We start from the raw sequence: 26,532 nt of genomic DNA, 5'->3' as shown, positions 1-26,532 counted from the left end.
TTCTAGCGATAGCTTATAATAGCAGCTCTATCTATTTCGCTGGCTAAAACCAGCTTATAGTGACGCTCTTCGACGATTTTTACCATATCGCCTTCGACAGTTAGTTCGAACATCGCTACACGCTCATTGCTCATGAATTGAGCGGAGATTGCCCGTGCGCGCATACCAGGAAATTTCTGGGCACACCATGCAAGGTCTTGCTTCGTCTGGACGACAGAAATCTGGTCGGTGCCACCCTTGGCTTGGACCGGGATGGAGTAATGGCAGCCGTGTCGATCAATCCCCATGTAAAGCTCATCGATCTCGATTTGCCCTATTCCCTGGACCGTTGTGCGCAGGTGATTTTGAAGCGAATAGGTCGTAAGGCCAAGGAAGATATCGATCAAACGATTGTATCGGACGATGGCCAGAAGCGCTTGCTCATCGTCAAGAGCGTATTTCCTTATGACTTCAGGGGTGCCATCGGGAATATTGATTGTGACCAAATCTTCCCTAGGCAAAATGCGATTAAGCCGAACCAACACAAATCGATACAGTGCCCTCCCAGCACCTTCGATGATCCATTCCATGCCTTGAGGCTGAGTTGAAAGTATCGCTTGCGGAAGGGAAGTCCGGTAGCGAAGAGAGTAGATGAGGTCGCCAAGGTTTTTCGGCGCAGGAAGCCCCATTGCGATTGCGGCCGCGTCAATATCCGCTCTTTCAAAATCGATGACGGTCAAGCCGAGGCTATATCTATCGAGAAAAATTTTCTCGATAATGTCCTGATAGACCGTGCCTCGTACCGATTTAGCCATCTGACGATGCGCTAAGCGCTGCCAATCGCGCGGCCTCAGTCTCGTGCTGCTTCCGCTTCTTTGCCCCGGAACGTTGATCACGCCGCGAATTGGGGGCCTCTACGCCCAACTTAGCTGCCGCTTCAGATAGCGTCATGTAGAGCAATGCAGGATCGCCGAGATCGATGGAGTGAGTCGGACGCGATGGCGTAAAGCCAATAGCGCTCATGATCCTACCCGCAATTGCTCGCGCAAACGGTGGTGGTACAGCGTTGCCGATTTGCCGTGCTCCATGCCATTTAGTCGAATGCAGGCGGAACCAATCGGGAAAGCCATGCAATCGAGCCATCTCGCGCACGGTGACGCAGCGATTGTATTCGTAGTGTATTGGGCGGGGACTAGTGAATGCACCCCGCGTACCGTCAGTTCCAGCGCGTAAGGTATTGGAAAGCCCATCTGCCGACAGTTTGTAGAAGCGGCTAATCGGCTCATTCTGGCCGGGTTTGGTCTCGGCAAATCTCATGCGAGAAATTTCCGTGTGATCCGTTTGCCATGAGGAGGTCAGGCTGCCCGTTGGCCAGTTGCGAGGATAACCAAAATGCCAAGCATCGTTATCCAGGCAACGCATTTCAGAAGCATAAGCACTCGGCTTGCCATAGGTTGCGTTCGCCACAATATCGGTGTCGGCTAGCTTCCCGAATCTGTCTGCATCAGGCAGATCAGCCAGAGCATCCCGCGCTGTCGGTCCCTTCGGCAAATCTGTATGAATTTTCGCATCAGCGGGTGCGGTCAACGGCACAGGGTATTCCGGCACGGGAAGTCCACGCTTTGCGCCAATCAGGATCAATCGCTGCCTATGCTGCGGCACGCCGAATTGTGCGGCGTCGAAAACCTGCCACGGGGTACGTACTTGGTAGCCCGCCTTTTCAAATGCCACCACCAATTCCTCTAAGAATGCGCGATGACGCCCTACGGTGAGCCCCTTTACGTTCTCAAACACGAAATAGTTGGCATCTAATTCTGCGACTATTCGGACAAATTCGTGAACCAGACGATTACGGGGGTCTTCCATCGAGCGATGGCCGATCATCGAAAAGCCCTGACAAGGAGGCCCGCCGAAAACCACCTCAACCTTCTCATCTGGTGAAAGACTAGCGGCGTCCCGTATCTCCTGGGCGGACAACCCGACGACGCTTCTGGCGAGGACGGCACAGTCCGGGAAATTGAATTTATGGATAGCAGCGTGGATCGGATCAATCTCTACGGCAGCACGAACATCAAAGCCTGCTTGTTCAAAGCCAAGGCTTAGCCCACCTGCGCCGGAAAAAAGATCGATCCCAATCGGTCGGACCATCAGTCGCCCTCGTTCTGTTCGTTTTCGGAAAGGGTATCGCAAACAGCGACGCCCGGCTTCCCCAGAAAATCCACCATATTCTCAACCGCAACCGTCAACGACAGGGTCTGGCACTGCCAAACCACTTTCGTATCCCAGCCAGCCTTCTTTAACTCATCAATCACTCTCTCGTCTCTAGCTTTGTTCGCCTCGATCTTAGGTATCCAATATTCCGGTCGTGATTTTGGGAGTTTGCCCTTGGGACAATCGTGTCCGTGCCAAAAGCAGCCGTGGACGAATATGACCTTCTTTTTCCCAGGGAACACCATATCGGGCCGTCCCGGCAGGTCCTTTGCGTGAAGACGGTATCGATACCCAAGTTTATGAAGCGCGCGGCGGACCAGCATTTCCGGCCCGGTGTCTTTTTGGCCTACTGACTGCATAATTCGGCGGCGTTGAATCGCTGTGCGGGTATCCATGGGCGTTCCATGCGCTGTGTCGAGGGAATCAGATACCAGACACTTGCGGCGACAGTGAGTACCCAACGGATTTTGAAATCACGAGCGGCAATTCGTGGCTACTTTTGCCGTCATGCGCCGCGATACCATCGGCAACGGACATAGGCTCCATCTCGAAGATCGACACTACCGTTTTGCCATCGCGCTTCAATGTATTCGCCGCTACAGGGACAATAAACTCCACGTCTTTCAGTCCGGCACGCTTTCGAGTTTGCTTCGCCATGAAGGCGACCTGTCCCCTAATCTGATCGGGAAGAATGGGGTCACCTCTTTTCGCTTCCAGCGTGACAAGCGCCTTTTTTTCGGTGCCAGCAACGTCGAATACAAGCAGAAATACGGCATCGATTTCCGGCGTGCCCTTCAAGCTATTCTGCAAGTGGAAAAGGTCGATAACTTCGATATCAGAAAACAAGGCAAAATGCGTCTGAAGAAGTCGCTGATGAACACAAACCTGGATAAGCCATGCTTCGTCGCCTCGTCCTAGTGCACGCGCTGCGGAAGGTAATGACACGGCCTCGATTGGATGGATCGAAGCGTTTTCGGGCAAAGCAAAATCGTCTGGAAACGGGACTTCTTGCTCGTCGGCATATGGTACGAACTCAAAAACGCGACCGTCGCCATAAGCTTGCCTCGCCGTATACCGCGCATCTGCAATCTCTTCGGGCCAATGTGCATTACGCGAATGACTACGTAGGAAATCCTTTAGGAAGTTCGCCGGATTGCCGGGCTTGAGGGAAATCCCTTCCTCCTGCTGAAGCAAAATGATCGCCTCTTGAATGTCGTGCTGAGTAACCGTGCCCTCGCTCACGGTACCGCTAGCAGGGTCGAACACCCGCTGAAACAAATGGCTGAAAACAACCGGCTTCTCACTGTCGCGCGACATTCACTTTCCCTGACGAACGAATCGTTTTGTTGTTCGCTCATCGTGAGGTCAGAAGAAAACCTTTGGAAGCTGCCAGCTGACTAAACCACAGTGAAACGCTCCCACAGGTTGGCAAGCCGGCACCGGCGACATTGGGTGTTTCTACATTTCATTATCGATTGTCGATCAAGCCAAGGTCAGCAAGGCAGCGCCGTAGGGTATTGGTCGCAGCGGTGAATGAATTGATATCGACGCTGATCCCTGAAGCCATTTCGGTTTCGGCAGTTTCGCACCACAGCGAAAGGAGGGCTGCACGGCGGGCAACCAATTCTTCCTGCGGAGTGGGCTGGCGAGAAAGGCGCGTCACCTCTGCGAGTAGCGCAGTATAGACCTCTCGATACCGGCGCGCACCTGCCGTGCGCTGGTCGATGCCGGCAAGAAGCGTATTACCGTTGCCCGTGCGTGTCCCTGCCTGGGGCAGAGGCGGGGCGAGGCGCATTCTATTGCGGGGCATGGGGGCAGACATGGGCCAGCTTCCTTATCGCTATTTGGCGGTAATATAATACCTCAATGCCCACGCACTCAAGGCTTTGGACAAATTTGGCGGGCGGATATTTTTTCCGGCTCCTGCAAGTCGCCATGGCGAGGGAGGTCGCGTGATCCCCACAGGATAACCGCCTCTACCGCCACTGGACCTCATTAGCCGATTAGCCGGTTTAGCAAGGGTGTCTATGCCCAAATCCGAATAAAAGAAGAGAAGAAGAAGAACTTCAAAAATCCATTTTTTCAGATGGCTACCCTGGCTAGAGTGGCTAATCAGCTAATCGTCCCTGACCGCTATGGGTGGCTAATTCGGCTAATCCGCCGTCAGTTTCCACGCTTCTTTCCTTTGCTTGCCGTCGAGAACTGTACCTGCCGGCAGTCGTTCAACATGGCCGTGATCTTCCAGCACCTCAACAATACGTTTCGCCGTTTTAGCGTCACGTATTGAGCGCGGCCCGAATTGATAGACCGTCGATAGATGCAACTCAGGTGAAGGAAGAGCACGCCACCACTGAAGGAGTGTTTCAGCAAGCCGTAGATCAGGCGAAATAGAAGCATGGCCGCGAAGGCGTAACGCTTCGGCACCGTAATAGTAGGCTAGCCGAATGCCACATTGCATCGCCCATAGCGGCACCTCCGTCGCGTCGGGATTGTCGTAGACTGTAAGGACGGCCGCAATTCGTCCTGCATGCTCGGCCAACTTCGCACCAAACCCCTTCACCGTAACAAGGGCTCCTTTCGGACCGATTTCCCGTTCGCATTCATTGTAGAAAACAACCCACGTAGCCCTTGCATCAGCCGACAATGGTAGTGGCATCGGGTCCAATGCACCCGTGTCGCCGTCCATACGAAACGGCCGTAAGAGCAAGTCCCGAATATGATTGGTATATTTCAACAAGGACAGATTGACGCCCGGGGATGGTTCGCGGTGCTCGCGGGTGCCAGCCGTAGAGGTAGGCGCGACAATAAGCATTCGAGCCGTAAGGCCCATTCCGTCATGTAAGGTTGAACCAAGCAGCTTCTCGGCGACAACAGGCTGCATCATGATATGGGACGTGCAACGGCGGCCGGGTAGAAATGTTGAACCCGTGGTGACGCGGGCGCGACGGATGGGGTCAGCGTCCCATAGCTTGTTTAGGATACCGCCCGTTTTCATGCTGTTTTCGTCGTTAAACGAAACACCACCGATCAATGAACCGCCTTCGTCGGTAAAAATGCCGGCAACAGGCGTGCCCTCAAGATGCATGATCAAACCTTCGGGCGTCGGATCGCCCACAAGCATCATAGGATGCTCAGGCTTCTTCGGTTCAGGGCCGATTGCATTTAACTCCGCTTCGAGCTTCTTCCGGTCATCACCGTAATTCCTCTCCGCATGGCGACGGGCCACATCCCAAGCCTTTTTGCTGTTTTGGTAAGCCGCCATGGCCGCGACATATTCGCGTTTCCGGTAATCTTCGACATCGGCCACGCCTTGAAGGGCGAGGCGATCCACCGTCGATTTCCGTTCGCCGCTCTCAGCAATCGTGATGAAGATCGCCGCCAGAGGACGGCGGCCAGGACCAGGCAGCGTCACGTCCCTATGCCCTTGGGTCGCGAGCGTTGCAGCCGCAAGCACGGATTGTGCGACGATGGTGATTGGTGCCTGGGTCGTCTCCTGTATCGCCCGCACGGGCTCTTGTAGCGGGCCGAGCGCTTCAACGGGAAAGGCGTGCGCTGACGGCGGCTCGCGGTAGAGCGGACGCTTATCCTGCGGCGTTCTGGCAGATTGAGCAACGGCGGCACCGAAATGTGCAGCGTCGGCGGGGGTCCAATTGGCGGGATTATCCATAGCGCAAGCCGCTCTGAATTGTTGCGCTCGCTTCACGTCGGGGCAGGCCAATGATTTGCGCTATTTCCATAAGAAGCACAAATGCTTGCTGTTGTCCCAAGCAACCGCCGCGCACCATTTCACCGCACCGGCAAGCCCCCCAATGCAGCATTTTGTTTCGTTCACCCGGAGTGGCCGTAGCAACCGCTTGCGCTATTCCCTCTAACCGCCGCATAGTTTCCCCCGGCGAAGGGCGAGGCGCGAAGAAAATTGGCCCATGCTTGTGCGCGGGCTTAATAAGCAGCTCGACTATAGCCGCTGGTAGCTCCGGCAACGTTCTGGCTTGAATAGCTTCCGCCAACAATTTTGGCGTGCCACTTCGGAGCCGATATTGGCGTTTGTCCATGAAAACCGCTCCGGCCGCGATCACGTAACCGTTGTCGCGAACGTCGATACCGGGAGCGAGCTTCGCCGCAACCGGGCCAAGCCCTTCCGGCCGGCGGAAATAATAGTGCTCCCCGTTATTGGGCGTTGCGACAATCGGAACAGAAAAGCGGTTGAAGCCGATTTCCTCGAAAAATCCACGCAATGCCGCTACGCCGTTAACACCGTCGCCGTGTCGGTCGGCATCAAGGATGATTAGTCCGTTTAGCTGGCAAGGAAGGCCGGGAACGGCACCCTGCCGCCAAAGCGCCCCCCATGCTGTGATGTTCTTCCTATCGGCCGACGCTTTGCGAAAACCACCGGCAATCATAGGAGCCTTGAGGCTTGGACCTACTCCGAAACATGGGTGTACCTTTATGCCGGAACGCGCATACATGAGAGCGAGGCCGATCATGGGGCAATCTCCCCGTTGCCGAGGAAATAGACAATTCGACCACTTTTACCGTCGGCATCTACCGTCGTTTCGGCAACGAAATACGCCGCATATTTTGCCGCCTTCCGATGATGGCGGCATACTGAAATGAAGGCTTCAAGATCGGTGTTGTTTTCGGGCAAATCCACCGTGCCGCGAAAGAAGGGAAGGACGACACCCTCCGTCGGCGACGTATGAACGACCAAAACCCATAGCGTCGGCTGGTTTGGCTCTCGTCCCTCAGCCCAAAGAGCTTCGCGAACTTGAAATCGACGCCGGCCACCCTGCTTGCGGAACCACTTTTCATCGCGAGGTGGCAGGGTTATGGGCCTTATCCCAAGTGGGGGCACCTCTTGCACCACGTAACCGATGCCGTCATATCTCATCTTGGATTTCCCGCCCGGATATCCATTGCTTCGGGAGCCTGCACCACCACGCGCAGGCTTTCGTTTTCTAGGGCTTCTCATTGGCTTAACTCGCCTTCTGATCGCGTTCGGCGACCTTACGGGCAAGGTAGTCGTCAATCTCGCTCTGAACGAAGAGGTTACGACCACCGCCGCCGATCTTTACCGGCTTCGGAAAATCCCCGGCCTTAATGAGCCGCCAGATATGCTGGCTGCTAAAATTGATGCCCCTCGCTTTCAGACCTGCGCGATCTATAAGTTGCATAGCATGTTACCTCATGTCTTTAGTTGCGATGACATGAAGCTAAGGCAGGCGTTGGCTGGCGGATACGACATAACCCCTATGATTCTGCCGGGGGTTTTGTCGAGCGGGAGAGCAAGCCTATACCGAGCAAAACGCTGCCCAAATGCTGCCCAACACCAAGCATCATCGGCGCAAGCAACACAGGCCGCCCAATAAATAAATGATTTTGCTGTGATTTTTGGTGGGCCCGGAGGGACTCGAACCCCCAACCAAGCGGTTATGAGCCGCCGGCTCTAACCATTGAGCTACAGGCCCGGCCCGGCGCGGGGCCGGGGGCGTCGGTCAATGGCGGCCGACGTGTAGAGATCGTCTAGACGAATTCGGCGGGCCTCACAAGCGCCGCCGTATTCTCTACACAATCACGGGCGAAGAACGGCGCAAGGGACGCAACCATCAGGAGATTTTCTTTATGTTCTACGGAACTCTGGGCCGCCGCACGGGCGCCAGCATCGTCGCGCTTTCGCTGGCTCTCGCCGCTGCCCTTCCCCTGGCCGCGCAGGCGCAGGACAGTGCAAAGCCGCGCGAGGCGACCATCGTCGTGACCGGCGAAGGCAGCGCGGAAATGGCGCCCGACATGGCCCTGATCGACCTCGGCGTCGTCAAGGACGCCAAGACCGCCCGCGAGGCGCTCGACGCCAACAACAAGGCCATGGCCGACGTCCTGGCCGCCCTGAAGGAAGCCGGTATTGCCGAGCGCGACCTGCAGACCTCCGGCTTCATGATCAACCCGCAGTACCAGTACCCGCAGAGCTCGACCGGCGAGAACCCGCCGCCGGTGCTGATCGGCTTCCAGGTCACCAACACGGTAACGCTGCGCGTGCGCGACCTTTCCAAGCTCGGCGAGATCCTCGACAAGGCCGTGACGCTCGGCGCCAACCAGGGCAACGGCATCCGCTTCGTCAACGACAAGCCGGACACCGCCGTCAGCGCGGCACGCAAGAAGGCCGTCGAGAACGCCATGGCCAAGGCCAAGGAACTGACGGATGCCGCCGGCGTCGGCCTCGGCCGCGTGCTTGAAATCTCCGAAACCACCTATCGCGCAGAACCCATGCCGATGATGCGCGCCATGGCCAAGGACTATGCCGAAGGCGGCGCCGTGCCGCTCGCCACCGGCGAGAACAGCTACTCCGTCACCGTCAACGTGACCTTCGCACTCGGCAACTGAGCCGAACGACGGGAATGAAAGAAAGGGCTGGCGTCGTGCCGGCCCTTTTTGCGTTGCGCAACAGCGCGAATGGCAAGGCCGCCTCTCCCTGCGCCACCGGGCATGGAAAACCGGCGCCGCGACCGGCACTTGGGGAAAATCCTTCAGTTCGATGCGTTTCCCGGCGCAGGATGTGTCGCAGCACTATGTGCGGCATGCGTCATGCATCGCCGCAAAACACGAAAACCCTCCCGGCAGGACCGGGAGGGTGGCCGTTCGCCGGCCGGGGGTGACGTGACGAACGGCGTTCCGGAGAACGGGCCGGCGTGCCGGCCCCCGTCATCAGCGCCAGAGGATCGGGCAATGGCGGTCGTTGGCAAAGACGATGCGGCTGTAGCCATCGCGGCGGAAACCGTCGACGACGACCTTGCGCGGCGTCACGTCCGCGATGCGGGCGCGGCGCAGGCCATGGTCACGGGCCTTGGCGACGGCAAAGCCGAGGTCGCAGCGGCCGCGGCGGCCCCATTCGCCCTGACGGCGGTCATGACGGCGATCCCAGCGGTCGCGGCGCCAGTCCTGGTCGTGCACCTCGTAGAAGCCGTTGCGGTATCCCGCCGGCTCGATCGACAGCTCGATATTGGCAGCGGACGCCGCCGGCATGGCAGCCGTCAGCGAACCGAGGCCGAGAACGACGGCAAGAAGGGATTTTTTCAGAAAGCTGGTCATCGAGGGATCTCCTGTTCACACCGGCCGGGTCGTTTCGTCCGGCGATTGAGGAGACCTTAGAGGGGCGAGGCTGAATGCAGGCCGAAGCCGTCGTTCAGCCTCCGTTCAACTTCATGAACCGGTGAAGAAGGCGATGCGGGTGATGGTCCCCTCCTCGAGTTCGAGCAGCAGGATCTTCTCCTTCGAATAGGCATCGCCCGCCGCAGACTTGCCGCGCGCCGTCAGGCGGATCGCGACATTGCTGCCGAGCGCGTCGCTCATCACCAGAGCGTCGCCATACCTTTCGTCAAAGGCCTCGAAATGCCGGGCGAGACGATCGCGCAGCGCGTCGCGGCCGTTGTCCATGCCCTCGCCGATGCCGGAAATCGCGACATCCTCGTGAACCTTGCCGGCAAGCGCGGCAAAGTCGCGGGCGTTCAGGGCCTCGATGACGGCGTGGTTGATGCTTTCGGTATTGACCATGAACTTCTCCTTCGGAGCCGGCGATGCGCAAGCCCATTGGCCCCGTTGGTGTCGGGCGGGAACCAGGGCCCAAGAACGCGGTCCATGGACGGGACTGGCCATGCCACGCTTCAGAGGGACCGGTACAGGAACGTTCCATCCTGCGGGCCGGTTCCGTCAAGGCCCGAGATGCAGCACGATTTCGCGCCGATGCGGCCTGTCGCGGTGTTCGAAGAGATAGAGGCCCTGCCAGGTGCCGAGCACAAGCCGGCCGCCGGAAACCGGTATGCCGATCGAAACGGATGTCAGCGCTGCCTTGATATGGGCCGGCATGTCGTCGGGCCCCTCCAGCGTATGCACGATCCAGCGCATCGCCGGATCGTCCGAGGGCGGCACGAGGCGGCGGAAGAACTGGTCAAGATCGCGCCGGACATCCGGATCGGCATTTTCCTGAATGAGCAGCGAACAGGAGGTGTGGCGGACGAAGACCGTCAGCAACCCCTCCTCCACGCCGGCGCCCCGCACGAAGGCCGTCGCCTCGTCGGTGAATTCGTAGAGCCCCTGTCCGCGGGTCGGAACCGTCACGCTCTTTTGCGGCATGGCGTCAGCCGCCGATGGCCCAGAACAGGGTGCCGACGACCACGATGAAGGCAAGGATGCCCCCCATGAAGCGCGCCAGCCCCATGTTCGTGTCGGTCGTGGATCCGACGATCGCATAGTAGAGGTTCGTCATGGCGCTTCCTTTCTTCCGGTTCCGACCGGTTTAGCGCAGCCCCCTCCACCTCACAACTCGACGACCGCCTCGAAGCCGCCATAGATCATGCGCTTGCCGTCGAAGACGTCCTTCCAGTCGTCGCCCTTCAGGCGCTCGTCCGCCATCACCTTGGCAAGGATCTCGTCACGTGACGCCCGCGACGCGTAGGTGACCCAGGAGAAGATCACCACCTCGTCGTCCTTCGCCAGCACGGCGCGGGGAAACGAGGTGAGCTCGCCATAGGGCACATCATCGCCGATGCATTCGACATAGTCGATTGCGCCGTGTTCCTTCCAGACATCGCCCGCCGTGCGCGCCATGTCCTTGTACCGTTCCAGATTGGCCTTCGGCACGGCCAGCAGGAATCCATCGACATAGGTCATGATCGTCTCCTCCTTTGGTTTGGACATGACAAGGACGTGTGTCGCGCAACCGATCCGACAAGGGGGAGAAAATTTTATGCTACCGACTGAGGGACTGAGACCGGAGCCTATCGGCCTGACGGCGTCGAGATACCGATCGCCGCCTCGATGAAACTCCGCTTTGCTGCGGTGTAGGCATCTCCGTCCAGGGGCAACTGTGCGGAAAGCCGCAGCTTCAATGCACCATAGGCGGCGCGAAGCGCACCGTCCTGACGAAGCCGATCCCGAAAGACCACGCGCCTTCGGTGCGTTTCGTTTTCCGGCGGGCACAGATAGACGCGGCAGGCGGGTTCCCCGCTCGACAGGAAGGCCCACATGTCGTCCTCGTAGCGGTTTCCCCGGGCATCGTACCCCGCATCCGCCATGCACCGGCAGGCGGCCTCGATGCGTTTCCGGCTGCAAAGCGTCACATCGACATCGATGACCGGCTTTGCCGCAAGACCCGGCACCGCAGTGCTTCCGACATGATCCACCGCATAAACGGCATCGCCAAGCAGCGCCCGAAGAGATTGTGAAACCTCCACGAACCAATCCGGCCATGCCGTATCATAACCGACAACGATCACGGGCGTGGGCAGAGACGGCCTCCTGTCCCAGCGAGAATTTGCGCGCGGAGACACCAGTGTACACGGCCGAGGGGCGGACCGTCATCCAGACCGATCGCACGGATCGGCCGGTTGACGGCTACGCCCTCGGCCGTCCCTTACCACGCACCGCAATTCTTCAGCTGGCGCGAATAGCTGGCCGCCATGTTGGCTGCGCGCTTTGCGCCGGCCTTGGAGGTGCCGCTCCAGTTGCCGCGCGAATAGCCGGCATGGCCGTGATAGTAGGCGATGTAGAGGCGGTAGGTATCGGTAAGGGCGATGCCGTTCTTGCGGTTGCTCTCGGCGTGATACCAGGCGATGAAACGAACCGCGTCGGAGAAGTCCGTACGGTTGGCGGTCCAGCGGCCGGTCACGCGCTTGTACTGCGCCCAGGTGCCGTCCAGCGCCTGCGAGAAGCCGAGCGCGGTTGACTGGCGTTTCCATGGAATGAAACCCAGGAGCTTCGTGCGCGGCGGGCGCGCATTGTGCCGGAAGCCGGACTCCGTGTAGATCGTCGCCATGAGCACGGGAACGGGCACGCCATATTCGCGCTCGGCGCGGTAGGCGGCTCGCCGCCAGTTGTCGAACAGGCCGTCACGTTGCTCGAAGATGGCACAGGCGTTCTGCGTCTGCCTTGGAACAGACGCACATCCGGCGAGCAACAAGAGGACGACGATCAAGACGCAACGCATCGCAGATCCTCAAAATTTCCGGATATTTATAAATCGTAAATCTTAACAATCCGTTTTGATTCAAATGCCCAATACCGCCTTCCATTCACGCAAGTGATCCGCCCATCAAATATGCAAATGCATTATTTTGTTGCGCTTTTTCCCCTTCCGGCCTAATCAATCTGCAGCACACCGGCCCTTCGCGAACGATTGTTCCGGACCGTGAAAGAACCCGCTCCGCATCGGAATCCGGCCTGCGCCGTCCGGGCGCGTGAGCATCTGCGACCGGGCCACTCCATGGCCCCAGTTGAGGAGAATTCCATGAAGAAGCAGATTTTTGCCGGCGCCCTGCTCGCCGCATCCGTCGCCTTTGCCCCGCTCGCCCATGCGGACATCGTCATCGGCCTTGTTGCCCCGCTGACCGGCCCGGTCGCCGCCTATGGCGACCAGGTGAAGAACGGCGCGCAGGCGGCTGTCGACCAGATCAACAAGAACGGCGGCATTCTGGGCGAACAAGTCGTACTGAAGCTGGCCGACGATGCGGGCGAGCCCAAGCAGGGCGTTTCGGCCGCCAACCAGATCGTCGGTGAAGGCATCCGCTTCGTCGTCGGCCCGGTGACCTCGGGCGTCGCCATCCCGGCCTCCGACGTCTTTGCCGAAAACGGCGTGCTGATGGTCACCCCGACGGCGACGGCGCCGGACCTGACGGCCCGCAGCCTCACCAACGTGCTGCGCACCTGCGGCCGCGACGACCAGCAGGCGGAAGTTGCCGCCGCCTATGTGCTGGCAAACCTGAAGGACAAGAAGGTCGCCGTGGTTCACGACAAGGGCGCCTATGGCAAAGGCCTGGCCGATTCCTTCAAGGCCGCGCTGAACAAGGGCGGCGTCACCGAGGCTCTTTACGATTCTGTCACCCCGGGCGACAAGGATTTCAGCGCACTGATCACCCGCCTCAAGGCCGACGGCGTCGAAGTCATCTATTTCGGCGGCTACCATCCGGAAGGCGGCCTGCTTGCCCGCCAGCTGAAGGACCTGTCGGTCAACGCCACGATCATCGGCGGTGAAGGCCTCTCGAACAGCGAATACTGGGCAATCGGCAACGAAGCAGCCGCCGGCACGCTCTTCACCAACGCCTCCGACGCGCTGAAGAGCCCCGACTCGCAGGCTGCCGTCGCCGTGCTGAAGGAAAAGGGCATCCCGCCGGAAGCCTTCACGCTCAACGCCTACGCCGCCGTCGAAGTTCTGAAGGCCGGCATCGAGAAGGCCGGCAGTGCAGAAGACTCCGCCGCCGTTGCAACCGCCCTGAAGTCCGGTGAAGCCATCCCAACCGCCATCGGCAAGCTGACCTATGGCGAGAACGGCGACCTCACCTCGCAGAGCTTCTCGCTCTTCAAGTGGGAAGACGGCAAGATCGTCGCCGCCGAATAAGGCGAAGCATATCCGAAACGGAAAACGCCGGGGTCCTGCCCCGGCGTTTCTGTTTGGCCATCTATCGCAGTCACGCGTCGCCGTTGGAATGCGCCCAGTCGAAATAGAGGTCGCGCGCCTTGGCGGTGATCGGGCCGCGCTGGAGATCGCGGTCGTCGAGCCGCGTCACCGGAACCACCTTGGAGTAGTTGCCCGAGGTGAAGATCTCGTCGGCGGCCGCAAAATCGGCGACCGTCAGCGTCGTTTCGACTACCTCGAAACCGGCTTCGTTCAGGAGGCCGATGACGCGGGTGCGCGTGATGCCGGCAAGGAAGGTGCGGTTGGCAGCGGGCGTGAAGACGACGCCGTCCTTCACCATGAAGATGTTGGACGAGGCGGTTTCGGCGACGTTGCCCAGCATGTCGCGCACCAGCGCGTTGTCGAAGCCGCGCTTGCGGGCCTCCACCAGCATGCGGGCATTGTTCGGATAGAGGCAGCCTGCCTTGGCATCCGTCGGCATGCATTCCACCGTCGGACGGCGGAAAGGCGAGACGGTCAGCGAGGACGCGGCGTTCGGGTCGCCCATCGGCGCCTCAAAGAGGCAAAGCGCGAAGCGCGTCGATTCCGCATCCGGCGCAACCACGCTGAACGAGCCATGCTCGGCCCAGTACATGGGCTTGATGTAGATCGCCGTCTTGCCGTCGAACTTCTTGACGCCTTCCCAGGACAGCGCCTCGATCTCCTCGGCCGTCACCACCGCCTTGAGGCCGAGGGCCTCGGCGGAACGGTTGACGCGCTGGCAATGCAGGTCGAGGTCCGGCGCGATACCGTCGAACCAGCGCGCGCCGTCGAAGACGGTCGAGCCGAGCCACATGGCGTGCGAGGTGGGGCCGATGAGCGGCGGATTGCCTGAAACCCATTCGCCATCCACGAAGGTCCAGGTCGTCGAGCGTGGTGCGGTATCGACTGGCATTTTGTAAAACTCCTTTTCGCCCATCAACGCCCGGTGGGCCGGGCCGGTCAAGTCACAAATGCCTTCCGACAGCCAGCCCCGCTTGTCCATTCAAGATGTTGAATGGGTGCATCAGGCCTTATCATGGGTGATGTTCTGGCGGGGCGCCGCAGGCCATGCGATAGAAAGGCATGACCGCAGAAGACATTGCCCCGCCGCCGATCCGCCGCCTCACCGCCGAGGATGCCGAGGCCTTTCGCGCGCTCCGGCGCGAGGCCCTGCTGCAGGCCCCCGCCGCCTTCGCCAGCACCGCGGAGGATCTGGAGAAGCTGTCCGACGAGGCGATCCGCAAGCTTCTCGCCGATCTTGCCCTCTTTGCCGCCTTTCGTGGCAAAGAGCCTGTCGGGATGATGGGCCTGATGCGGTTCAATACGAGCAAGATGGCCCATCGCGCCAATCTCGTCATGGTCTACCTGCGCACCCCCGAACGCGGCCGAGGCGTTGCCGGCGCCCTCCTCGCTGCCGTCACGGCCCATGCCCGGGACGGTGGCTTCAGGCAGATCGAGCTTGCCGTCACCGCCGAGAATGCGCCTGCCCTCGCCTTCTACCGCCGCGAAGGCTTTGCGGAGATCGGGTACATCCCCGCGGGCTTCCTGCATGAAGGCCGCGAGATCGATGAAATCCTCATGATGCGCCGGGTCGTCTGACCGGAAGGGAGCCAATATGCGCGCGATGTATTACGAAGCCTTCGAGGCGACACCTGAAGTCCGCACCCTGCCGGACCCGACGCCGACGCCCGGCGGCGTGGTGATCAAGGTGGAGGCGACGGGGCTCTGCCGCTCCGACTGGCACGGCTGGATGGGCCACGACCCGGATATAAGCCTGCCGCATGTGCCGGGCCACGAGCTCGCCGGCAAGGTGGTGGCCGTCGGCAAGAATGTGCGCCGGTTCCGCGAGGGCGAGCGGGTGACCGTGCCCTTCGTCTCGGGCTGCGGCCACTGCGGCGAATGCCGCTCGGGCAACCAACAGGTTTGCGAAGAACAGTTCCAGCCCGGCTTCACCCATTGGGGCTCCTTCGCCGAACTCGTCGCCATCGATTTTGCCGACCACAATCTCGTGCACCTGCCGGATGCCATCGACTACGCGACGGCCGCCAGCCTCGGCTGCCGCTTCGCCACCTCCTTCCGTGCCGTCGTCGACCAGGCGCGGGTGACGGGCGGCGAATGGGTGGCCGTGCACGGCTGCGGCGGGGTGGGCCTCTCCGCGATCATGATCGCCGCCGCGCTCGGCGCCAATCCCATCGCCATCGACATATCCGTGGAGAAACTGGACTTTGCCCGGAAGATGGGTGCCGTCGCCGCCATCAACGCCCGCGAGGTCGCCGATGTCGCGGAGGCCGTGCGCGAGATCACCGGCGGCGGGGCGCATGCCTCGATCGATGCGCTCGGCTCTCCCGCGACTTGCTTCAACTCGATACAGAACCTGCGTCGACGCGGGCGGCATGTGCAGGTCGGCCTGATGCTCGCCGACCATGCGACGCCGAAGATTCCCATGGCGCAGGTCATTGGCCACGAGCTGGAAATCTACGGCAGCCACGGCATGCAGGCCTGGCGCTACGACGCCATGCTGGCGATGATCGAAAGCGGCAGGCTCGCCCCGCAACGGTTGATCGGCCGCCATATCAGCCTTGATGAGGCCGTGCCGGCGCTGATGGCGATGGACAAGGCGACGGACCTCGGCATCAGTGTCATCACGCGGTTCTGAGACAGCGGCTCCGCGCGTCTGACCGATTGACATTCCCACGTCGATGGCGACCAATCGCCATCGACAATGCCAGAAGGAATCGCCGCCCATGTCCCATGCCGCCTATGTCTTTGACGCCTACGGCACGCTGTTCGACGTGCACGCGGCTGTGCGCCGCCATGCGGGGGATGTCGGGCCGAACTACCAGATCTTTTCCGAGATCTGGCGCGCCAAGCAGCTCGAATATTCCTGGACGCGCGCGCTGATGGGCGCCTATGCGGATTTCTGGCAACTCACCGAGCAGGCGCTCGACTATACGTTCAAGCGCATCGGCGGCGTCGATCCGGCACTGCGCCAGAAGCTGCTCGACGCCTACTGGAAGCTTGACTGCTATCCGGAAGTGCCAGCCGTCTTGAAAGCGCTAAAGCAGCGCGGCGCGCATATCGCCATCCTCTCCAACGGCTCGCCCGCCATGCTGGCCTCGGCGGTGAAGAATGCCGCACTCGACACCGTCATCGACGACATCTTCTCGGTCGACGCACTGAAGACCTACAAGACCGCCCCCGCCGTCTACGATCTCGTGACGACGAACTACAGGCTCTATCCCAACGCCGTCTCCTTCCAGTCCTCCAACCGCTGGGACATTGCCGGCGCGACGAAATTCGGCTTCCGCACCGTCTGGATCAACCGCAGCGACATGCCGGACGAATATTTCGACCTCGGCCCCGCTCTCATCCTGCCCACGCTCGAAAGCCTCTGAACGGAGCCCGCATGGCCTGGTCCGCCGCGCAATACCTGAAATTCGAGGACGAACGCACCCGCCCTGCCCGCGACCTGCTCGCGCAGGTGCCGGCCGACCTTGTCGCCGGCACAGTCTACGACCTCGGCTGCGGGCCGGGAAACTCGACGGAGCTGCTGGTGGAGCGTTTTCCCGGCCGGGGCGTGCGCGGCGTTGACAATGCCGGCGACATGCTGAAGGCCGCACGCCAGCGCCTGCCGGGCGTCGATTTCGTCGAATGCGATCTTGCCAGATGGCGCCCGCACGAGCCGGCTGCCCTGCTCTTCGCCAATGCCGTCTTTCAGTGGCTGCCCGATCCGGTGGCGCTGATGGCCCGACTGATGGACCGCCTGCGTCCCGGCGGCGTGCTGGCGGTGCAGATGCCGGACAACCGCAATGAGCCCTCCCATCTCCTGATGGAAGAAAGCGCTCTTGCCGGCCCTTGGCAGGGCGCCTTCGCCGAGGGTACGCCGCGCCGCGGCCCGATGCCCGCTCCAGCGGCCTGTTTCGACGCACTCGGCCCGAAGGCGGCCCGCGTCGATGTCTGGCACACCGTCTACAACCATCCCATGGCGAATGCGGCCGCCATCGTCGACTGGGTGAAGGCGACGGGCCTGCGTCCCTATCTCGACCGCCTGCCGCCCGGTGAACGCGACGGCTTCCTTGCAGATTACGAGCACCGTATCGCGAACGCTTATCCGCCGATGGCCGACGGTCGCCGGCTGCTGCGCTTCCCTCGGCTCTTCATCATTGCCGTCAAAAGCTGATCACCGCCCCGCGCGAAACTTTTCCTTCAGTCTTGCGATATCCGCCGCGCTCCAGTCCGTCACATCGGTCACCGCGATCCATGGATCGATATAGTGCTCGCCGGCATAGACATGGCCAAGCCCCATCGGCGTCGTGGTCGCCATGGCCATGTCGAGCGTTAGCTGCAGGAAAGTGACGACAGGATACCATTCGAAATCCGGCGAGACATCCGGCCCGCGCGGCACAACCATCCAGGCCGGTTGGCGGTAGAAGGCATAGGGATCGTAGAAGGTGATCGGGTCGCTGGCATATTGCAGGTAGACGATGCGCATCGGCCCCCAATGGTCGCCCGCCTCGGGCAGCGCATTCTTCTGGCTGGTAAAGCGCACATAGGAGCCGTCGCGGAAGCGCGGCAGCCAGGCGGGCGTTCCGGGATTGCGGTCCGCCGTCATCTTGCGCCAGATGCGGCTCGGAAACGGCGGACCGGCCCAGAGCGCACCCTGATAGGGATCGCCGATCACCTCGAAGAGTTCAGCGGATTGCTCCGACGACAAGGCGCCGAGGCTGAGACCATAGAGATAGAGTTTTGGCCGCTTGTCCTTCGGCAGGCTCGTCCAGTGACCGTAGATCGCGCGGAAGAGCGCCCGGGCGGCCTCTGCACCGTAGTCCGGCTCGGCAAGCAGAGAGAGCCAGCTGGCGAGGTAGGAATACTGGATGGCAACGCTGGCGATGTCGCCATGGTGCAGGTACTCGACCGTATCGATGCCCTCCGGATCGATCCAGCCGGTGCCCGTCGGCATGGTGATGACGAGCGTCGAGCGTTCGAAGCCGCCGACTCGGATCAGCTCGTCGAGCGCAACCTTCGCCCGCGCCTCGGGCGTCTCGGCAGCGTTGAGGCCGGCATAGACGCGCAGGGGCTCCATCGCCGGCTTGCCCGTAAAGGCGGCGATATCCCCTGCCGTCGGTCCGCTCGCCACGAAGGAGCGCCCCATGCGGCCAAGCGCGTCCCAGCGCACCAGCGAGGCGGCGCTGCCGGATTTTCTGGCATCCGTGGGCTCGGCCGTATCCGGTTCGATCACCTGGTCGAGCCGGCGGAAGGAGGAATCGGCCGTGTGCAGCACGAACCGCGCCAGGACACCGTCCGCCAGCGTCCAGAACAGCGTCGCGGCCAGCGCCGTGCCGATGACATAGGAGAGCCTTCGCGGCGCCGCCCGGCGCGAGGTCCGGGCAAACAGCCGGGCAAGGAAGGCAAAGAGCCGCCCAAGGCCGAAAAGCACGAGGAAGACGGCAAGCCCGATAAGGCCGACATAGAAGGGATGCGCGGTGTCGATCGGCGGCAGGCGCATCAACGTTCGGATGGAGTTCTGCCACTCCGCCGTGCGCCAGAGAAAGACCAGCACCACGATGCCGCAAATGCCACCCGCCCCCGCAGCGAGCCAGAGACGCGCCCGGTCCTTCGGTTCCGGCAGTTCGAGCCAGAACCACAGCGCTGCAAGAGCCACACCAAGCCCATAGCCGCAGGCCATGGCGACGCCCGAAAGCACACCCTGCGTGACATAGGTGCGCGGCAGGAGGCTCGGCGTCAGCGAGGCGGCAAAACACAGCGTGCCCAGGATCAGCCCCGTCGCGGAAAAGGACAGGACAAAGCGCCAGAACCAATCCCGCATGACAACCCTTCCGCCGTTCCATTCCCTTGCCCGGCGAGCCTTGCACGGCAGGAGGAAGGAGGCAAGCCATCGTATCCCCTTCCCCGAACAGAGGGCCGCAGGACACGGTTACGCGTCCTCCCGCAGACGCCTCATGACAGAAACGCGCCGCTGGCGGCAGCTCACCCGCTGGGTAAATTCCTGGTTAGGCACGCTCCAAACCTGTCCGGTTCCGGGATTTCTGTCCTGTTTCCTGTCAAGTTTTGTACACTTATAAAGTGTATATGGAGAATCAAGAAAGCAAAAATAAATGAACTTCCCGCAATGGTTGAATTTAAAATTCAAAAGCACATCCTTTTATTCACGGGCCAACGCCTTGGCTCGGTGAACGCAATGATTGCGAGGAGTAAATCATATGAGCGACACCTATTTTCTTACGGCCGGTGACGACACCTTCGTCTTCGAAAACCGGCAAGGAAGTGTCTTTGCACAGGGTGGCAACGACAGTGTTCTCGGCAACGACGGCGCCAACAGGATCGGCCTCGGAACCGGAAACGACGTCGCCCAGGCAGGAGGGGGAAACGACGTCATATGGGGCAACGCCGGCAATGACGAGATCGACGGCGGGGCTGGCAACGATACACTCTTCCATGGTGCTGGCGACGACATCGTGCGTGGCGGAAGCGGCAACGACATCGTCTATGGCGGACCTGGCATTTCACCGAACTCGGGGCGCGACGATATCGACGGCGGGGCCGGTAACGACACGATCTATGCTGGAGACATGAACGACACGCTGCGGGGCGGCGAAGGCGACGATTTGATCGGCGGCGGGGACGGCGATGACGTCATCTACATGGATGGCAACGACACCGTCTATGGCGGGAACGGAGAGGATACGGCCTATCTCGACGGGAATGCCGGCGACTATCTTCTGACGCTGAATGGCAGTGGCTTGTTCGAAATTTCAGGCAATGGCGACAAACAGGCGGTCTTCGGCGTCGAAAAGATCGTCACGGCCAATGGCGTGATCAATCTCGATCTGGACCTCAGCAATCTTGTGGGAGCCGGACTGGGCGATGTGCTCAACGAGGTCGGCCTGAACGGTCTCCTCGACACGCTTCTTGGCGAGAACATCGGCGACGGAGGCCTCCACCTCGACGACCTCGTCGATGGTGTCGTCGATCTTGCCGATCTCGGTCTCACGCAGTCGTTGCTGGACGACCTGCTTGGCCCGGGCGGAGTGCTGGACGATCTGCTCGGCATCCTTTGATACCGGGAGCCCCAACACAGTACTGCCGAACACACAAAAGCCCCCGTGACCAACCGGCCGCGGGGGCTTTGCTTTGAACAGTCTCCAAGGCTGCCGGAAAGACCCGGCAGCGCAGGGCTTCCCCAGCCGTCGAGGAACGAGCGGAGCTTGCGCGTTTTAGCTATCCAGGAAGCTTCTCAGCTTCCTGGAGCGGCTCGGGTGCTTCAGCTTGCGCAGCGCCTTCGCCTCGATCTGGCGGATACGTTCGCGCGTCACCGAGAACTGCTGGCCGACTTCTTCCAGCGTGTGGTCGGTGTTCATGCCGATGCCGAAGCGCATGCGCAGCACGCGCTCTTCGCGCGGCGTCAGCGAGGCGAGTACGCGGGTGGTCGTCTCGCGCAGGTTCGCCTGGATGGCGGCGTCGATCGGCAGCAGCGCGTTCTTGTCCTCGATGAAATCGCCGAGGTGGCTGTCTTCTTCGTCACCCACCGGGGTTTCGAGCGAAATCGGCTCCTTGGCGATCTTCAGCACCTTGCGCACCTTTTCGAGCGGCATGGCGAGCTTTTCGGCCAGTTCTTCCGGGGTCGGCTCGCGGCCGATCTCGTGCAGCATCTGGCGCGAGGTGCGGACGATCTTGTTGATCGTCTCGATCATGTGCACCGGAATGCGGATCGTGCGGGCCTGGTCGGCGATCGAACGGGTGATCGCCTGCCGGATCCACCAGGTCGCGTAGGTGGAGAACTTGTAGCCGCGGCGATACTCGAACTTGTCGACCGCCTTCATCAGGCCGATATTGCCTTCCTGGATGAGGTCGAGGAACTGCAGGCCGCGGTTCGTGTACTTCTTGGCGATCGAGATCACGAGACGGAGGTTGGCTTCCACCATCTCCTTCTTGGCGATGCGCGCCTCGCGCTCGCCCTTCTGCACCATGTGCACGATGCGGCGGAATTCCGAGATGGAAATGCCGGTCTCGGTGGCGAGATTCTGGATCTCCTGGCGGATGTCGCGGATCGTCGTGTTTTCGCTTTTGGCGAATTCCTTCCAGCCGCGGGCGGCCAGATTGGCGATCGACTTCATCCAGTTCGGATCGAGTTCCGCACCGGAATACTGTTCGAGGAACGAATCGCGCTTGACGCCGTAGCTTTCGGCCAGACGCAGCAGGCGGCCCTCGTTCTGCACGAGGCGCTTGTTGATGTCGTAGAGCTGCTCGACGAGGCTGTCGACGCGGTTCTGGTTCAGCGACAGCGACTTGACGGCCGTGATCAGCTCGTCCTTGAGCTCCTTGTAGCGGCGCTCCTGGGCGGGCGAGAGCGTGCCGGTCGCCTGCAGGCGGGCTTCCACCTGCTGGTCCTGCAGCTTGCGCAGCTTCTTGTAGGTCTCGGCGATCGTGTCGAGCGTTTCCATGACCTGCGGGCGCAGTTCCGCTTCCATGGCGGCGAGCGAAAGGTTCGACTCGTCGTCGTCCTCTTCCTCCTCCTCCGGCGGCATGGCGTCGCCGCCGACATTGGTGATGTCGTCGTCGTTGGCCGCACGCGGCTTGCGGGTCTTTTCCTTCTCCTCGGCCGCCTTGCGGTCGGCCTCGATCTTTTCCGGCGACTGGAACTGGGGGGCAGCCTTCGCCTCGGGACCGGAATAGGTCGTCTCGAGGTCGATGATCTCGCGCAGCAGCGTCTGGCCTTCGTTGAGTTCATCCCGCCAGATGATGATGGCCTGGAACGTCAGCGGGCTCTCACAGAGGCCGGCGATCATCGTCTCGCGGCCGGCTTCGATGCGCTTGGCGATGGCGATTTCGCCCTCGCGCGACAAAAGCTCGACGGAGCCCATCTCGCGCAGGTACATGCGCACCGGGTCGTCCGTGCGGTCGGTCGGCTCTTTCTTCTTGGCGGTGGCAAGCGCGGTGCCGCTGGAGGTGGCAAGTTCGCCGCCCTCGCTGTCGCCGTCGTCGTCGCCGCCCTCTTCCTCGCCGCCCTGGGTCGCCTCTTCGGCGTCCTCGTCCTCGATGACGTTGATGCCCATGTCGGACAGCATGGCCATCGTGTCCTCGATCTGCTCCGAGGTGACTTCCTCGGACGGCAGAACAGAATTCAGCTCGTCCATGGTGACATAGCCGCGCTTCTTGGCGGCCTTGATCATCTTCTTGACGGCATCATCGGAAAGATCGAGAAGTGGGCCGTCGGATGCGCCTTCGCGTTCGTTTTCGACTTCCTCGTTCTCTTTGACCTTTGTCGCCATTTATTTCGTCGCTTTCCTGAGCATCAGTTTCCAAGCGGTTAGGGGTTCCGCGACCGATCGCCTTTCGGCATCGTCACCGCGAATCAGCATCCCTGACCTAACGGATTGACAATTAAATCCCGATTAACCACAGCCCGGCCCCCGGACCTGTGGCGATGTTGCCGAAGCAACACGATTGACATGACTTCCCGATCCGCCGTACCCATTCCTTCACAGCCAACAATGGTGATTCCCAGAATTTTCGGTTACGTCAAGCTTTTCCGGCAAAAAAGCTGGAAAAGGTTCCGATTCGGGTTCGCGGACAGGAAAGTCGGCGGATCCGGGCGATAGAGCCCACATGTAGGAGCCTTTCCTAAAAAGACAAGGCCCCCGTTCCCCCGAAAACCCGCGCCTCGGCCGAACCGATTCGCAGCCGACACGATCAGAACGAACGACCATCGACCTTGGTGATGGTCAGGGCCTCCAGATCGATGGCCGGAATGCAGCGCAGGTTGACCGCCGCCATCCTGTTCCCTTTCGGATCGCTTCCCTCACCATAGGGCGCAATGCCGCATTTGGCGCAGAAATGGTGTTCGATGACGTGGCGGTTGAACATGTAGGTCGAAACGTTCTCCTCCTTACTCGTCAGCACGAATTTCTCGCGTGGCACGAAGGCGAGCAGTGCGCCGCGGCGCCGGCACATGGAGCAGTTGCAGTCGAGCCCCGTGTCGAACTCGCCCTCCACCTCGAAGGCGACCGCGCCGCAATGACAGCTTCCCTCATACTTCATTTCCAGACCTCCTCTCACGTTCTCGCGCCTGTCGTTGTCACAAACCGCTGGACAGGTTTGCGCGGCAGGCGTCAATGCCAGTCCATGACGACCTTGCCGGAATTGCCCGAGCGCATCGCCTCGAAGCCATCCCGAAAATCGTTGATCCCGATGCGATGGGTAATGATCGGCGAAAGATCGAGCCCGCCCTGCACGAAGGCGATCATCTTGTACCAGGTCTCGAACATCTCACGGCCGTAGATGCCCTTCAGCGTCAGCATCTTGAAGATCACCTTGTTCCAGTCGATGCCGAAACCATCGGGCGCGATGCCGAGAATGGCAATCTTGCCGCCATTGTTCATCGCATCGATCATCGAGCGGAAGGCCGGCGGGGCGCCGGACATTTCAAGGCCGACGTCAAAACCCTCGGTCATGCCGATCTCGGCCATCACCTCGGCAAGGTCCTGGCTGGAGGCATCGACGACATAGTCGATACCGACCTTGCGTGCGAGATCGAGGCGCACGGGGTTGATGTCGGTGATGACGACCTTGCGGGCACCGGAACGTTTTGCCACCATCGCGCCCATGATGCCGATCGGCCCCGCGCCGGTGACGAGCACGTCCTCGCCGACGAGGTCGAAGGACAGCGCCGTATGCACGGCATTGCCGAACGGATCGAAAATCGCCGCGACCTCATCGGGCACATCGTCGGGGATCGGCACGACATTGTATTCGGGGATCGAGACGAATTCGCCGAAGGAACCCGGCCGGTTGACGCCGACGCCTTTCGTGTAGTGGCAGAGATGGCCGCGGCCGGCCCGGCAGTTGCGGCACTTGCCGCAGACGATATGCCCCTCGCCCGAGACCCGCTCGCCGACATGGTACTTGGTGACGGCCGAGCCGACCTCGGCGATCTCGCCGACGAATTCGTGGCCGACGACCATCGGTACGGGGATGGTCTTCTGCGCCCAGTGGTCCCAGTTCCAGATATGCACGTCCGTGCCGCAGATCGCCGACTTCTTCACCCGGATCAGCACGTCGTTGGGGCCGACCTCGGGGACCGGCACGCTCTCCATCCAGAGGCCGACTTCAGGTTTTGCTTTAACCAGCGCGCGCATCATGTTCGACATGACGAAATCTCCGCAAGGGATTCAGACGATTCTCTAAATGACGCCGAGCTCACGCCCGACCTCCGCGAAGACGTCGATGGCCTTGCGGACATCCGCCTCGCCGTGCGCCGCCGACATCTGGGTGCGGATGCGTGCCTGGCCGCGCGGCACGACCGGGAAGGAAAAGCCGATCACATAGACGCCCCGCGCCAGCATGCGCGAGGCCATCTCCTGCGCCAGCGCCGCATCCCCCAGCATGACCGGGATGATCGGATGCCCCTCGCCCGCAAGCGTGAAACCGAGCCTGGTCATCTCCGTGCGGAACAGATCCGCATTGGCATAGAGCCGCCGCCGCAGCGCATCGCCATTGTCGATCAGGTCGAACACCTTCAGCGAGGCCGCCGCGATGACAGGGGCCAGCGTGTTGGAAAAGAGATAGGGCCGCGAGCGCTGGCGCAGCCACTCCACCACTTCCCTGCGGCCCGACGTATAGCCGCCGGACGCCCCGCCCAGCGCCTTGCCCAGCGTGCCGGTGATGATGTCGATGCGCCCTTCCACGCCGCAATGTTCGGCCGAGCCGCGGCCGTGCCTGCCGACGAAACCCACCGCATGGCTGTCGTCCACCATGACCATGGCGCCGTATCTTTCCGCAAGGTCGCAGACGCCGCCGAGATTGGCGATGATGCCGTCCATGGAAAAGACGCCGTCGGTGGCGATCATCTTGAAGCGGCTGCCTTCCGCCTTCTTCAGTTCCTCCTCCAGCGCCGCCATGTCGTTGTTGGCATAGCGGAAGCGCTTCGCCTTGGAGAGGCGCACGCCGTCGATGATCGAGGCATGGTTCAAGGCATCGGAGATGATGGCGTCCTCTTCGCCGAGCAGGGTCTCGAAGAGACCGCCATTGGCATCGAAGCAGGAGGAATAGAGGATGGTGTCCTCCAGCCCGAGGAAGGACGAGATGCGGGCCTCGAGTTCCTTGTGCTCCTCCTGCGTGCCGCAGATGAAGCGCACCGAGGCCATGCCGTAGCCGTAGCGGTCGAGCGCCTTCTTGCCGGCCTCGGCCAGTTCCGCGTTGTCGGCAAGGCCGAGATAGTTGTTGGCGCAGAAGTTCAGCACGCGCTCACCCGAGGCAACGGCGATCTCGGCGGCCTGCCTGGAGGTGATCACCCGCTCGGCCTTGTAAAGGCCCGCGGTTTTGAGAGCGCCGAGCTCGGACTGCAGATGGGCGATGAAGGCGGAGGTCATGGATAGGCACCCACGGAAATGACGGAAAGGCTTTAACGGCAACGGCTCAGGCCGCGCTTGCCGCATAGGCGCCGATCAGTTTTTCGTAATCCTCCATCGGCGGATATTTTTCATAGCTGTGCTCGGCGGGCGTCTGCGCCCAGGCAAGCTTTTCGCTCGTATAGGTCTCGATGAACGGGCTGTACCAGCCGGTCTCGTCCAGCAGGGTCGGACGCACATTGACGAAGAAGTCGAAGCCGGCGGGCCGGGTGAACATCCAGGTCATGCAATCCGGGCAGAAATGATGGCCGGCCTCGGCATTCGCCCCCGCGACGACGGGCGCGCCCGCAATGACGGCAAACCCCTCCGTCGGGATCGCCGCACTCAGCGAATAGGCGCTGCCCGACATGCGCTGGCAGCCGGTGCAATGGCAGGCCATGGTCAGCATCGGCGGCGCGCTGATGCGGATTTTCACGCGCCCGCAACGGCAGGCGCCGTCGAGCGGCAGGTTCAGTCTTTTCATGGGCACGGCTCCCGTTCCGGTAAACGCCGGCT

At 61.2% G+C, this 26,532-nt stretch carries 30 protein-coding genes and 1 tRNA gene; 7 read left to right on the top strand and 24 right to left on the bottom strand.

Annotated features, from left to right (window positions below; genetic code table 11):
* Positions 1-2: 2 nt before the first annotated feature.
* The 10 genes from P9A16_RS03825 to P9A16_RS03780 all read right to left on the bottom strand — a co-directional run bounded on the left by P9A16_RS03825 (position 3) and on the right by P9A16_RS03780 (position 7,655).
* Positions 3-794 (bottom strand): endonuclease, encoded by a 792-nt coding sequence (locus P9A16_RS03825; RefSeq protein ID WP_278025543.1) that lies wholly within the window; start codon positions 792-794, stop codon positions 3-5.
* Positions 787-2,127: a DNA cytosine methyltransferase gene (locus tag P9A16_RS03820; protein ID WP_278025542.1), complete on the bottom strand. Its 1,341-nt coding sequence runs from the start codon at positions 2,125-2,127 to the stop codon at positions 787-789. The genes P9A16_RS03825 and P9A16_RS03820 overlap by 8 nt, the downstream gene beginning before the upstream one ends.
* Entirely contained in the window at positions 2,127-2,585 is a 459-nt protein-coding gene (locus P9A16_RS03815) for a very short patch repair endonuclease (RefSeq protein WP_278025541.1), read from the bottom strand. Before P9A16_RS03815 ends, P9A16_RS03820 begins: the two co-directional genes overlap by 1 nt.
* Before the next feature lie 28 nt (positions 2,586-2,613).
* On the bottom strand, positions 2,614-3,507 hold the full coding sequence (locus P9A16_RS03810; RefSeq protein WP_278025540.1) for a hypothetical protein: 894 nt from the start codon (positions 3,505-3,507) through the stop codon (positions 2,614-2,616).
* A gap of 151 nt (positions 3,508-3,658) precedes the next feature.
* Positions 3,659-4,012 carry a hypothetical protein gene (locus P9A16_RS03805; RefSeq protein ID WP_278025539.1) on the bottom strand — a complete coding sequence of 118 codons (354 nt, stop codon included), beginning with the start codon at positions 4,010-4,012 and terminating at the stop codon, positions 3,659-3,661.
* A 330-nt stretch (positions 4,013-4,342) separates the two neighbouring features.
* Positions 4,343-5,857 carry a YfjI family protein gene (locus P9A16_RS03800; RefSeq protein WP_278025538.1) on the bottom strand — a complete coding sequence of 505 codons (1,515 nt, stop codon included), beginning with the start codon at positions 5,855-5,857 and terminating at the stop codon, positions 4,343-4,345.
* Positions 5,850-6,674 (bottom strand): bifunctional DNA primase/polymerase, encoded by an 825-nt coding sequence (locus tag P9A16_RS03795; RefSeq protein ID WP_278025537.1) that lies wholly within the window; start codon positions 6,672-6,674, stop codon positions 5,850-5,852. The genes P9A16_RS03800 and P9A16_RS03795 overlap by 8 nt, the downstream gene beginning before the upstream one ends.
* Positions 6,671-7,078 (bottom strand): hypothetical protein, encoded by a 408-nt coding sequence (locus P9A16_RS03790; RefSeq protein WP_278025536.1) that lies wholly within the window; start codon positions 7,076-7,078, stop codon positions 6,671-6,673. Before P9A16_RS03790 ends, P9A16_RS03795 begins: the two co-directional genes overlap by 4 nt.
* Before the next feature lie 85 nt (positions 7,079-7,163).
* A complete protein-coding gene (locus tag P9A16_RS03785; RefSeq protein WP_278025535.1) occupies positions 7,164-7,361 on the bottom strand; it encodes a helix-turn-helix transcriptional regulator in 198 nt (65 codons plus the stop codon).
* Positions 7,362-7,579: 218 nt separating this feature from the next.
* Positions 7,580-7,655: transfer RNA gene (locus P9A16_RS03780), tRNA-Ile, on the bottom strand.
* A gap of 154 nt (positions 7,656-7,809) precedes the next feature.
* On the opposite strand from P9A16_RS03780, the gene P9A16_RS03775 reads away from it, so the two are divergent.
* Positions 7,810-8,565, top strand: coding sequence for an SIMPL domain-containing protein (locus tag P9A16_RS03775; RefSeq protein ID WP_023515859.1), 756 nt, complete (start codon positions 7,810-7,812; stop codon positions 8,563-8,565).
* Positions 8,566-8,886: 321 nt separating this feature from the next.
* Here P9A16_RS03775 and P9A16_RS03770 read toward each other — a convergent pair whose 3' ends face one another.
* The 7 genes from P9A16_RS03770 to P9A16_RS03740 form a co-directional block, all read right to left on the bottom strand.
* Complete coding sequence (locus tag P9A16_RS03770; protein ID WP_023515860.1) at positions 8,887-9,270, bottom strand: hypothetical protein; 384 nt, start codon at positions 9,268-9,270, stop codon at positions 8,887-8,889.
* Positions 9,271-9,381: 111 nt separating this feature from the next.
* The gene (locus P9A16_RS03765) at positions 9,382-9,732 is read right to left on the bottom strand and encodes a nuclear transport factor 2 family protein (RefSeq protein WP_023515861.1); all 351 of its coding nucleotides are present in this window, start codon (positions 9,730-9,732) and stop codon (positions 9,382-9,384) included.
* Between the two features lie 156 nt (positions 9,733-9,888).
* A complete protein-coding gene (locus tag P9A16_RS03760; RefSeq protein WP_023515862.1) occupies positions 9,889-10,311 on the bottom strand; it encodes a secondary thiamine-phosphate synthase enzyme YjbQ in 423 nt (140 codons plus the stop codon).
* Positions 10,312-10,315: 4 nt separating this feature from the next.
* Positions 10,316-10,444, bottom strand: a complete 129-nt coding sequence (locus P9A16_RS03755) for a hypothetical protein (RefSeq protein ID WP_023515863.1) — start codon at positions 10,442-10,444, stop codon at positions 10,316-10,318.
* A gap of 50 nt (positions 10,445-10,494) precedes the next feature.
* Positions 10,495-10,848, bottom strand: a complete 354-nt coding sequence (locus tag P9A16_RS03750) for a DUF1428 domain-containing protein (protein WP_023515864.1) — start codon at positions 10,846-10,848, stop codon at positions 10,495-10,497.
* 107 nt (positions 10,849-10,955) lie between these two features.
* Positions 10,956-11,453, bottom strand: coding sequence for a GrpB family protein (locus tag P9A16_RS03745; RefSeq protein WP_256363704.1), 498 nt, complete (start codon positions 11,451-11,453; stop codon positions 10,956-10,958).
* Between the two features lie 137 nt (positions 11,454-11,590).
* Positions 11,591-12,163, bottom strand: coding sequence for a transglycosylase SLT domain-containing protein (locus P9A16_RS03740; RefSeq protein ID WP_024271103.1), 573 nt, complete (start codon positions 12,161-12,163; stop codon positions 11,591-11,593).
* Positions 12,164-12,463: 300 nt separating this feature from the next.
* Here P9A16_RS03740 and P9A16_RS03735 point away from each other — a divergent pair, with 300 nt between their 5' ends.
* A complete protein-coding gene (locus P9A16_RS03735; RefSeq protein ID WP_023513119.1) occupies positions 12,464-13,570 on the top strand; it encodes a branched-chain amino acid ABC transporter substrate-binding protein in 1,107 nt (368 codons plus the stop codon).
* Positions 13,571-13,640: 70 nt separating this feature from the next.
* Here P9A16_RS03735 and P9A16_RS03730 read toward each other — a convergent pair whose 3' ends face one another.
* On the bottom strand, positions 13,641-14,522 hold the full coding sequence (locus tag P9A16_RS03730) for a branched-chain amino acid aminotransferase (RefSeq protein WP_037408515.1): 882 nt from the start codon (positions 14,520-14,522) through the stop codon (positions 13,641-13,643).
* 170 nt (positions 14,523-14,692) lie between these two features.
* On the opposite strand from P9A16_RS03730, the gene P9A16_RS03725 reads away from it, so the two are divergent.
* The 4 genes from P9A16_RS03725 to tam all read left to right on the top strand — a co-directional run bounded on the left by P9A16_RS03725 (position 14,693) and on the right by tam (position 17,789).
* Positions 14,693-15,208 (top strand): GNAT family N-acetyltransferase, encoded by a 516-nt coding sequence (locus P9A16_RS03725; protein ID WP_023513117.1) that lies wholly within the window; start codon positions 14,693-14,695, stop codon positions 15,206-15,208.
* 16 nt (positions 15,209-15,224) lie between these two features.
* Complete coding sequence (locus P9A16_RS03720) at positions 15,225-16,265, top strand: zinc-dependent alcohol dehydrogenase family protein (RefSeq protein WP_023513116.1); 1,041 nt, start codon at positions 15,225-15,227, stop codon at positions 16,263-16,265.
* 88 nt (positions 16,266-16,353) lie between these two features.
* Positions 16,354-17,004: a haloacid dehalogenase type II gene (locus tag P9A16_RS03715; RefSeq protein ID WP_023513115.1), complete on the top strand. Its 651-nt coding sequence runs from the start codon at positions 16,354-16,356 to the stop codon at positions 17,002-17,004.
* Between the two features lie 11 nt (positions 17,005-17,015).
* The gene (gene tam / locus P9A16_RS03710; RefSeq protein ID WP_023513114.1) at positions 17,016-17,789 is read left to right on the top strand and encodes a trans-aconitate 2-methyltransferase; all 774 of its coding nucleotides are present in this window, start codon (positions 17,016-17,018) and stop codon (positions 17,787-17,789) included.
* On the opposite strand, the gene P9A16_RS03705 is transcribed toward tam, so the two are convergent.
* Positions 17,790-19,436: an alpha/beta hydrolase gene (locus P9A16_RS03705; RefSeq protein WP_023513113.1), complete on the bottom strand. Its 1,647-nt coding sequence runs from the start codon at positions 19,434-19,436 to the stop codon at positions 17,790-17,792.
* 394 nt (positions 19,437-19,830) lie between these two features.
* Here P9A16_RS03705 and P9A16_RS03700 point away from each other — a divergent pair, with 394 nt between their 5' ends.
* Positions 19,831-20,688 (top strand): calcium-binding protein, encoded by an 858-nt coding sequence (locus P9A16_RS03700; RefSeq protein ID WP_024271102.1) that lies wholly within the window; start codon positions 19,831-19,833, stop codon positions 20,686-20,688.
* Positions 20,689-20,844: 156 nt separating this feature from the next.
* On the opposite strand, the gene rpoD is transcribed toward P9A16_RS03700, so the two are convergent.
* From rpoD to P9A16_RS03675, 5 genes are all read right to left on the bottom strand, one after another.
* Positions 20,845-22,899: an RNA polymerase sigma factor RpoD gene (gene rpoD / locus P9A16_RS03695; protein WP_023516862.1), complete on the bottom strand. Its 2,055-nt coding sequence runs from the start codon at positions 22,897-22,899 to the stop codon at positions 20,845-20,847.
* Between the two features lie 421 nt (positions 22,900-23,320).
* Positions 23,321-23,668 carry a GFA family protein gene (locus P9A16_RS03690; RefSeq protein WP_024271101.1) on the bottom strand — a complete coding sequence of 116 codons (348 nt, stop codon included), beginning with the start codon at positions 23,666-23,668 and terminating at the stop codon, positions 23,321-23,323.
* A 71-nt stretch (positions 23,669-23,739) separates the two neighbouring features.
* On the bottom strand, positions 23,740-24,777 hold the full coding sequence (gene tdh, locus P9A16_RS03685; RefSeq protein WP_024271100.1) for an L-threonine 3-dehydrogenase: 1,038 nt from the start codon (positions 24,775-24,777) through the stop codon (positions 23,740-23,742).
* A 33-nt stretch (positions 24,778-24,810) separates the two neighbouring features.
* Complete coding sequence (locus P9A16_RS03680) at positions 24,811-25,998, bottom strand: glycine C-acetyltransferase (protein ID WP_278025534.1); 1,188 nt, start codon at positions 25,996-25,998, stop codon at positions 24,811-24,813.
* Between the two features lie 46 nt (positions 25,999-26,044).
* Entirely contained in the window at positions 26,045-26,500 is a 456-nt protein-coding gene (locus tag P9A16_RS03675; protein ID WP_023516539.1) for a GFA family protein, read from the bottom strand.
* Positions 26,501-26,532 lie beyond the last annotated feature (32 nt).

This window comes from Shinella sp. 838 (assembly GCF_029623935.1).
In the GTDB taxonomy this organism is placed as follows: domain Bacteria; phylum Pseudomonadota; class Alphaproteobacteria; order Rhizobiales; family Rhizobiaceae; genus Shinella.
The sequence above is the reverse complement of the archived record's forward strand: the minus strand, read 5'-3'. Positions and strand labels throughout refer to the sequence as shown.

Bases quoted from the DNA above. Each gene is read 5' to 3' on its own strand.
- P9A16_RS03770 (WP_023515860.1), bottom strand. From the start codon at position 9,270: ATGACCAGCTTTCTGAAAAAATCCCTTCTTGCCGTCGTTCTCGGCCTC.
- P9A16_RS03755 (WP_023515863.1), bottom strand. From the start codon at position 10,444: ATGACGAACCTCTACTATGCGATCGTCGGATCCACGACCGACACGAAC.
- P9A16_RS03750 (WP_023515864.1), bottom strand. From the start codon at position 10,848: ATGACCTATGTCGATGGATTCCTGCTGGCCGTGCCGAAGGCCAATCTG.
- P9A16_RS03825 (WP_278025543.1), bottom strand. From the start codon at position 794: ATGGCTAAATCGGTACGAGGCACGGTCTATCAGGACATTATCGAGAAA.
- P9A16_RS03740 (WP_024271103.1), bottom strand. From the start codon at position 12,163: ATGCGTTGCGTCTTGATCGTCGTCCTCTTGTTGCTCGCCGGATGTGCG.
- P9A16_RS03785 (WP_278025535.1), bottom strand. From the start codon at position 7,361: ATGCAACTTATAGATCGCGCAGGTCTGAAAGCGAGGGGCATCAATTTT.
- P9A16_RS03800 (WP_278025538.1), bottom strand. From the start codon at position 5,857: ATGGATAATCCCGCCAATTGGACCCCCGCCGACGCTGCACATTTCGGT.
- tam (WP_023513114.1), top strand. From the start codon at position 17,016: ATGGCCTGGTCCGCCGCGCAATACCTGAAATTCGAGGACGAACGCACC.
- P9A16_RS03700 (WP_024271102.1), top strand. From the start codon at position 19,831: ATGAGCGACACCTATTTTCTTACGGCCGGTGACGACACCTTCGTCTTC.
- P9A16_RS03810 (WP_278025540.1), bottom strand. From the start codon at position 3,507: ATGTCGCGCGACAGTGAGAAGCCGGTTGTTTTCAGCCATTTGTTTCAG.
- P9A16_RS03690 (WP_024271101.1), bottom strand. From the start codon at position 23,668: ATGAAGTATGAGGGAAGCTGTCATTGCGGCGCGGTCGCCTTCGAGGTG.
- P9A16_RS03815 (WP_278025541.1), bottom strand. From the start codon at position 2,585: ATGGATACCCGCACAGCGATTCAACGCCGCCGAATTATGCAGTCAGTA.
- P9A16_RS03705 (WP_023513113.1), bottom strand. From the start codon at position 19,436: ATGCGGGATTGGTTCTGGCGCTTTGTCCTGTCCTTTTCCGCGACGGGG.
- tdh (WP_024271100.1), bottom strand. From the start codon at position 24,777: ATGTCGAACATGATGCGCGCGCTGGTTAAAGCAAAACCTGAAGTCGGC.
- rpoD (WP_023516862.1), bottom strand. From the start codon at position 22,899: ATGGCGACAAAGGTCAAAGAGAACGAGGAAGTCGAAAACGAACGCGAA.
- P9A16_RS03735 (WP_023513119.1), top strand. From the start codon at position 12,464: ATGAAGAAGCAGATTTTTGCCGGCGCCCTGCTCGCCGCATCCGTCGCC.
- P9A16_RS03790 (WP_278025536.1), bottom strand. From the start codon at position 7,078: ATGAGATATGACGGCATCGGTTACGTGGTGCAAGAGGTGCCCCCACTT.
- P9A16_RS03795 (WP_278025537.1), bottom strand. From the start codon at position 6,674: ATGATCGGCCTCGCTCTCATGTATGCGCGTTCCGGCATAAAGGTACAC.
- P9A16_RS03720 (WP_023513116.1), top strand. From the start codon at position 15,225: ATGCGCGCGATGTATTACGAAGCCTTCGAGGCGACACCTGAAGTCCGC.
- P9A16_RS03680 (WP_278025534.1), bottom strand. From the start codon at position 25,998: ATGACCTCCGCCTTCATCGCCCATCTGCAGTCCGAGCTCGGCGCTCTC.
- P9A16_RS03775 (WP_023515859.1), top strand. From the start codon at position 7,810: ATGTTCTACGGAACTCTGGGCCGCCGCACGGGCGCCAGCATCGTCGCG.
- P9A16_RS03715 (WP_023513115.1), top strand. From the start codon at position 16,354: ATGTCCCATGCCGCCTATGTCTTTGACGCCTACGGCACGCTGTTCGAC.
- P9A16_RS03805 (WP_278025539.1), bottom strand. From the start codon at position 4,012: ATGTCTGCCCCCATGCCCCGCAATAGAATGCGCCTCGCCCCGCCTCTG.
- P9A16_RS03725 (WP_023513117.1), top strand. From the start codon at position 14,693: ATGACCGCAGAAGACATTGCCCCGCCGCCGATCCGCCGCCTCACCGCC.
- P9A16_RS03820 (WP_278025542.1), bottom strand. From the start codon at position 2,127: ATGGTCCGACCGATTGGGATCGATCTTTTTTCCGGCGCAGGTGGGCTA.
- P9A16_RS03730 (WP_037408515.1), bottom strand. From the start codon at position 14,522: ATGCCAGTCGATACCGCACCACGCTCGACGACCTGGACCTTCGTGGAT.
- P9A16_RS03765 (WP_023515861.1), bottom strand. From the start codon at position 9,732: ATGGTCAATACCGAAAGCATCAACCACGCCGTCATCGAGGCCCTGAAC.
- P9A16_RS03760 (WP_023515862.1), bottom strand. From the start codon at position 10,311: ATGCCGCAAAAGAGCGTGACGGTTCCGACCCGCGGACAGGGGCTCTAC.
- P9A16_RS03675 (WP_023516539.1), bottom strand. From the start codon at position 26,500: ATGAAAAGACTGAACCTGCCGCTCGACGGCGCCTGCCGTTGCGGGCGC.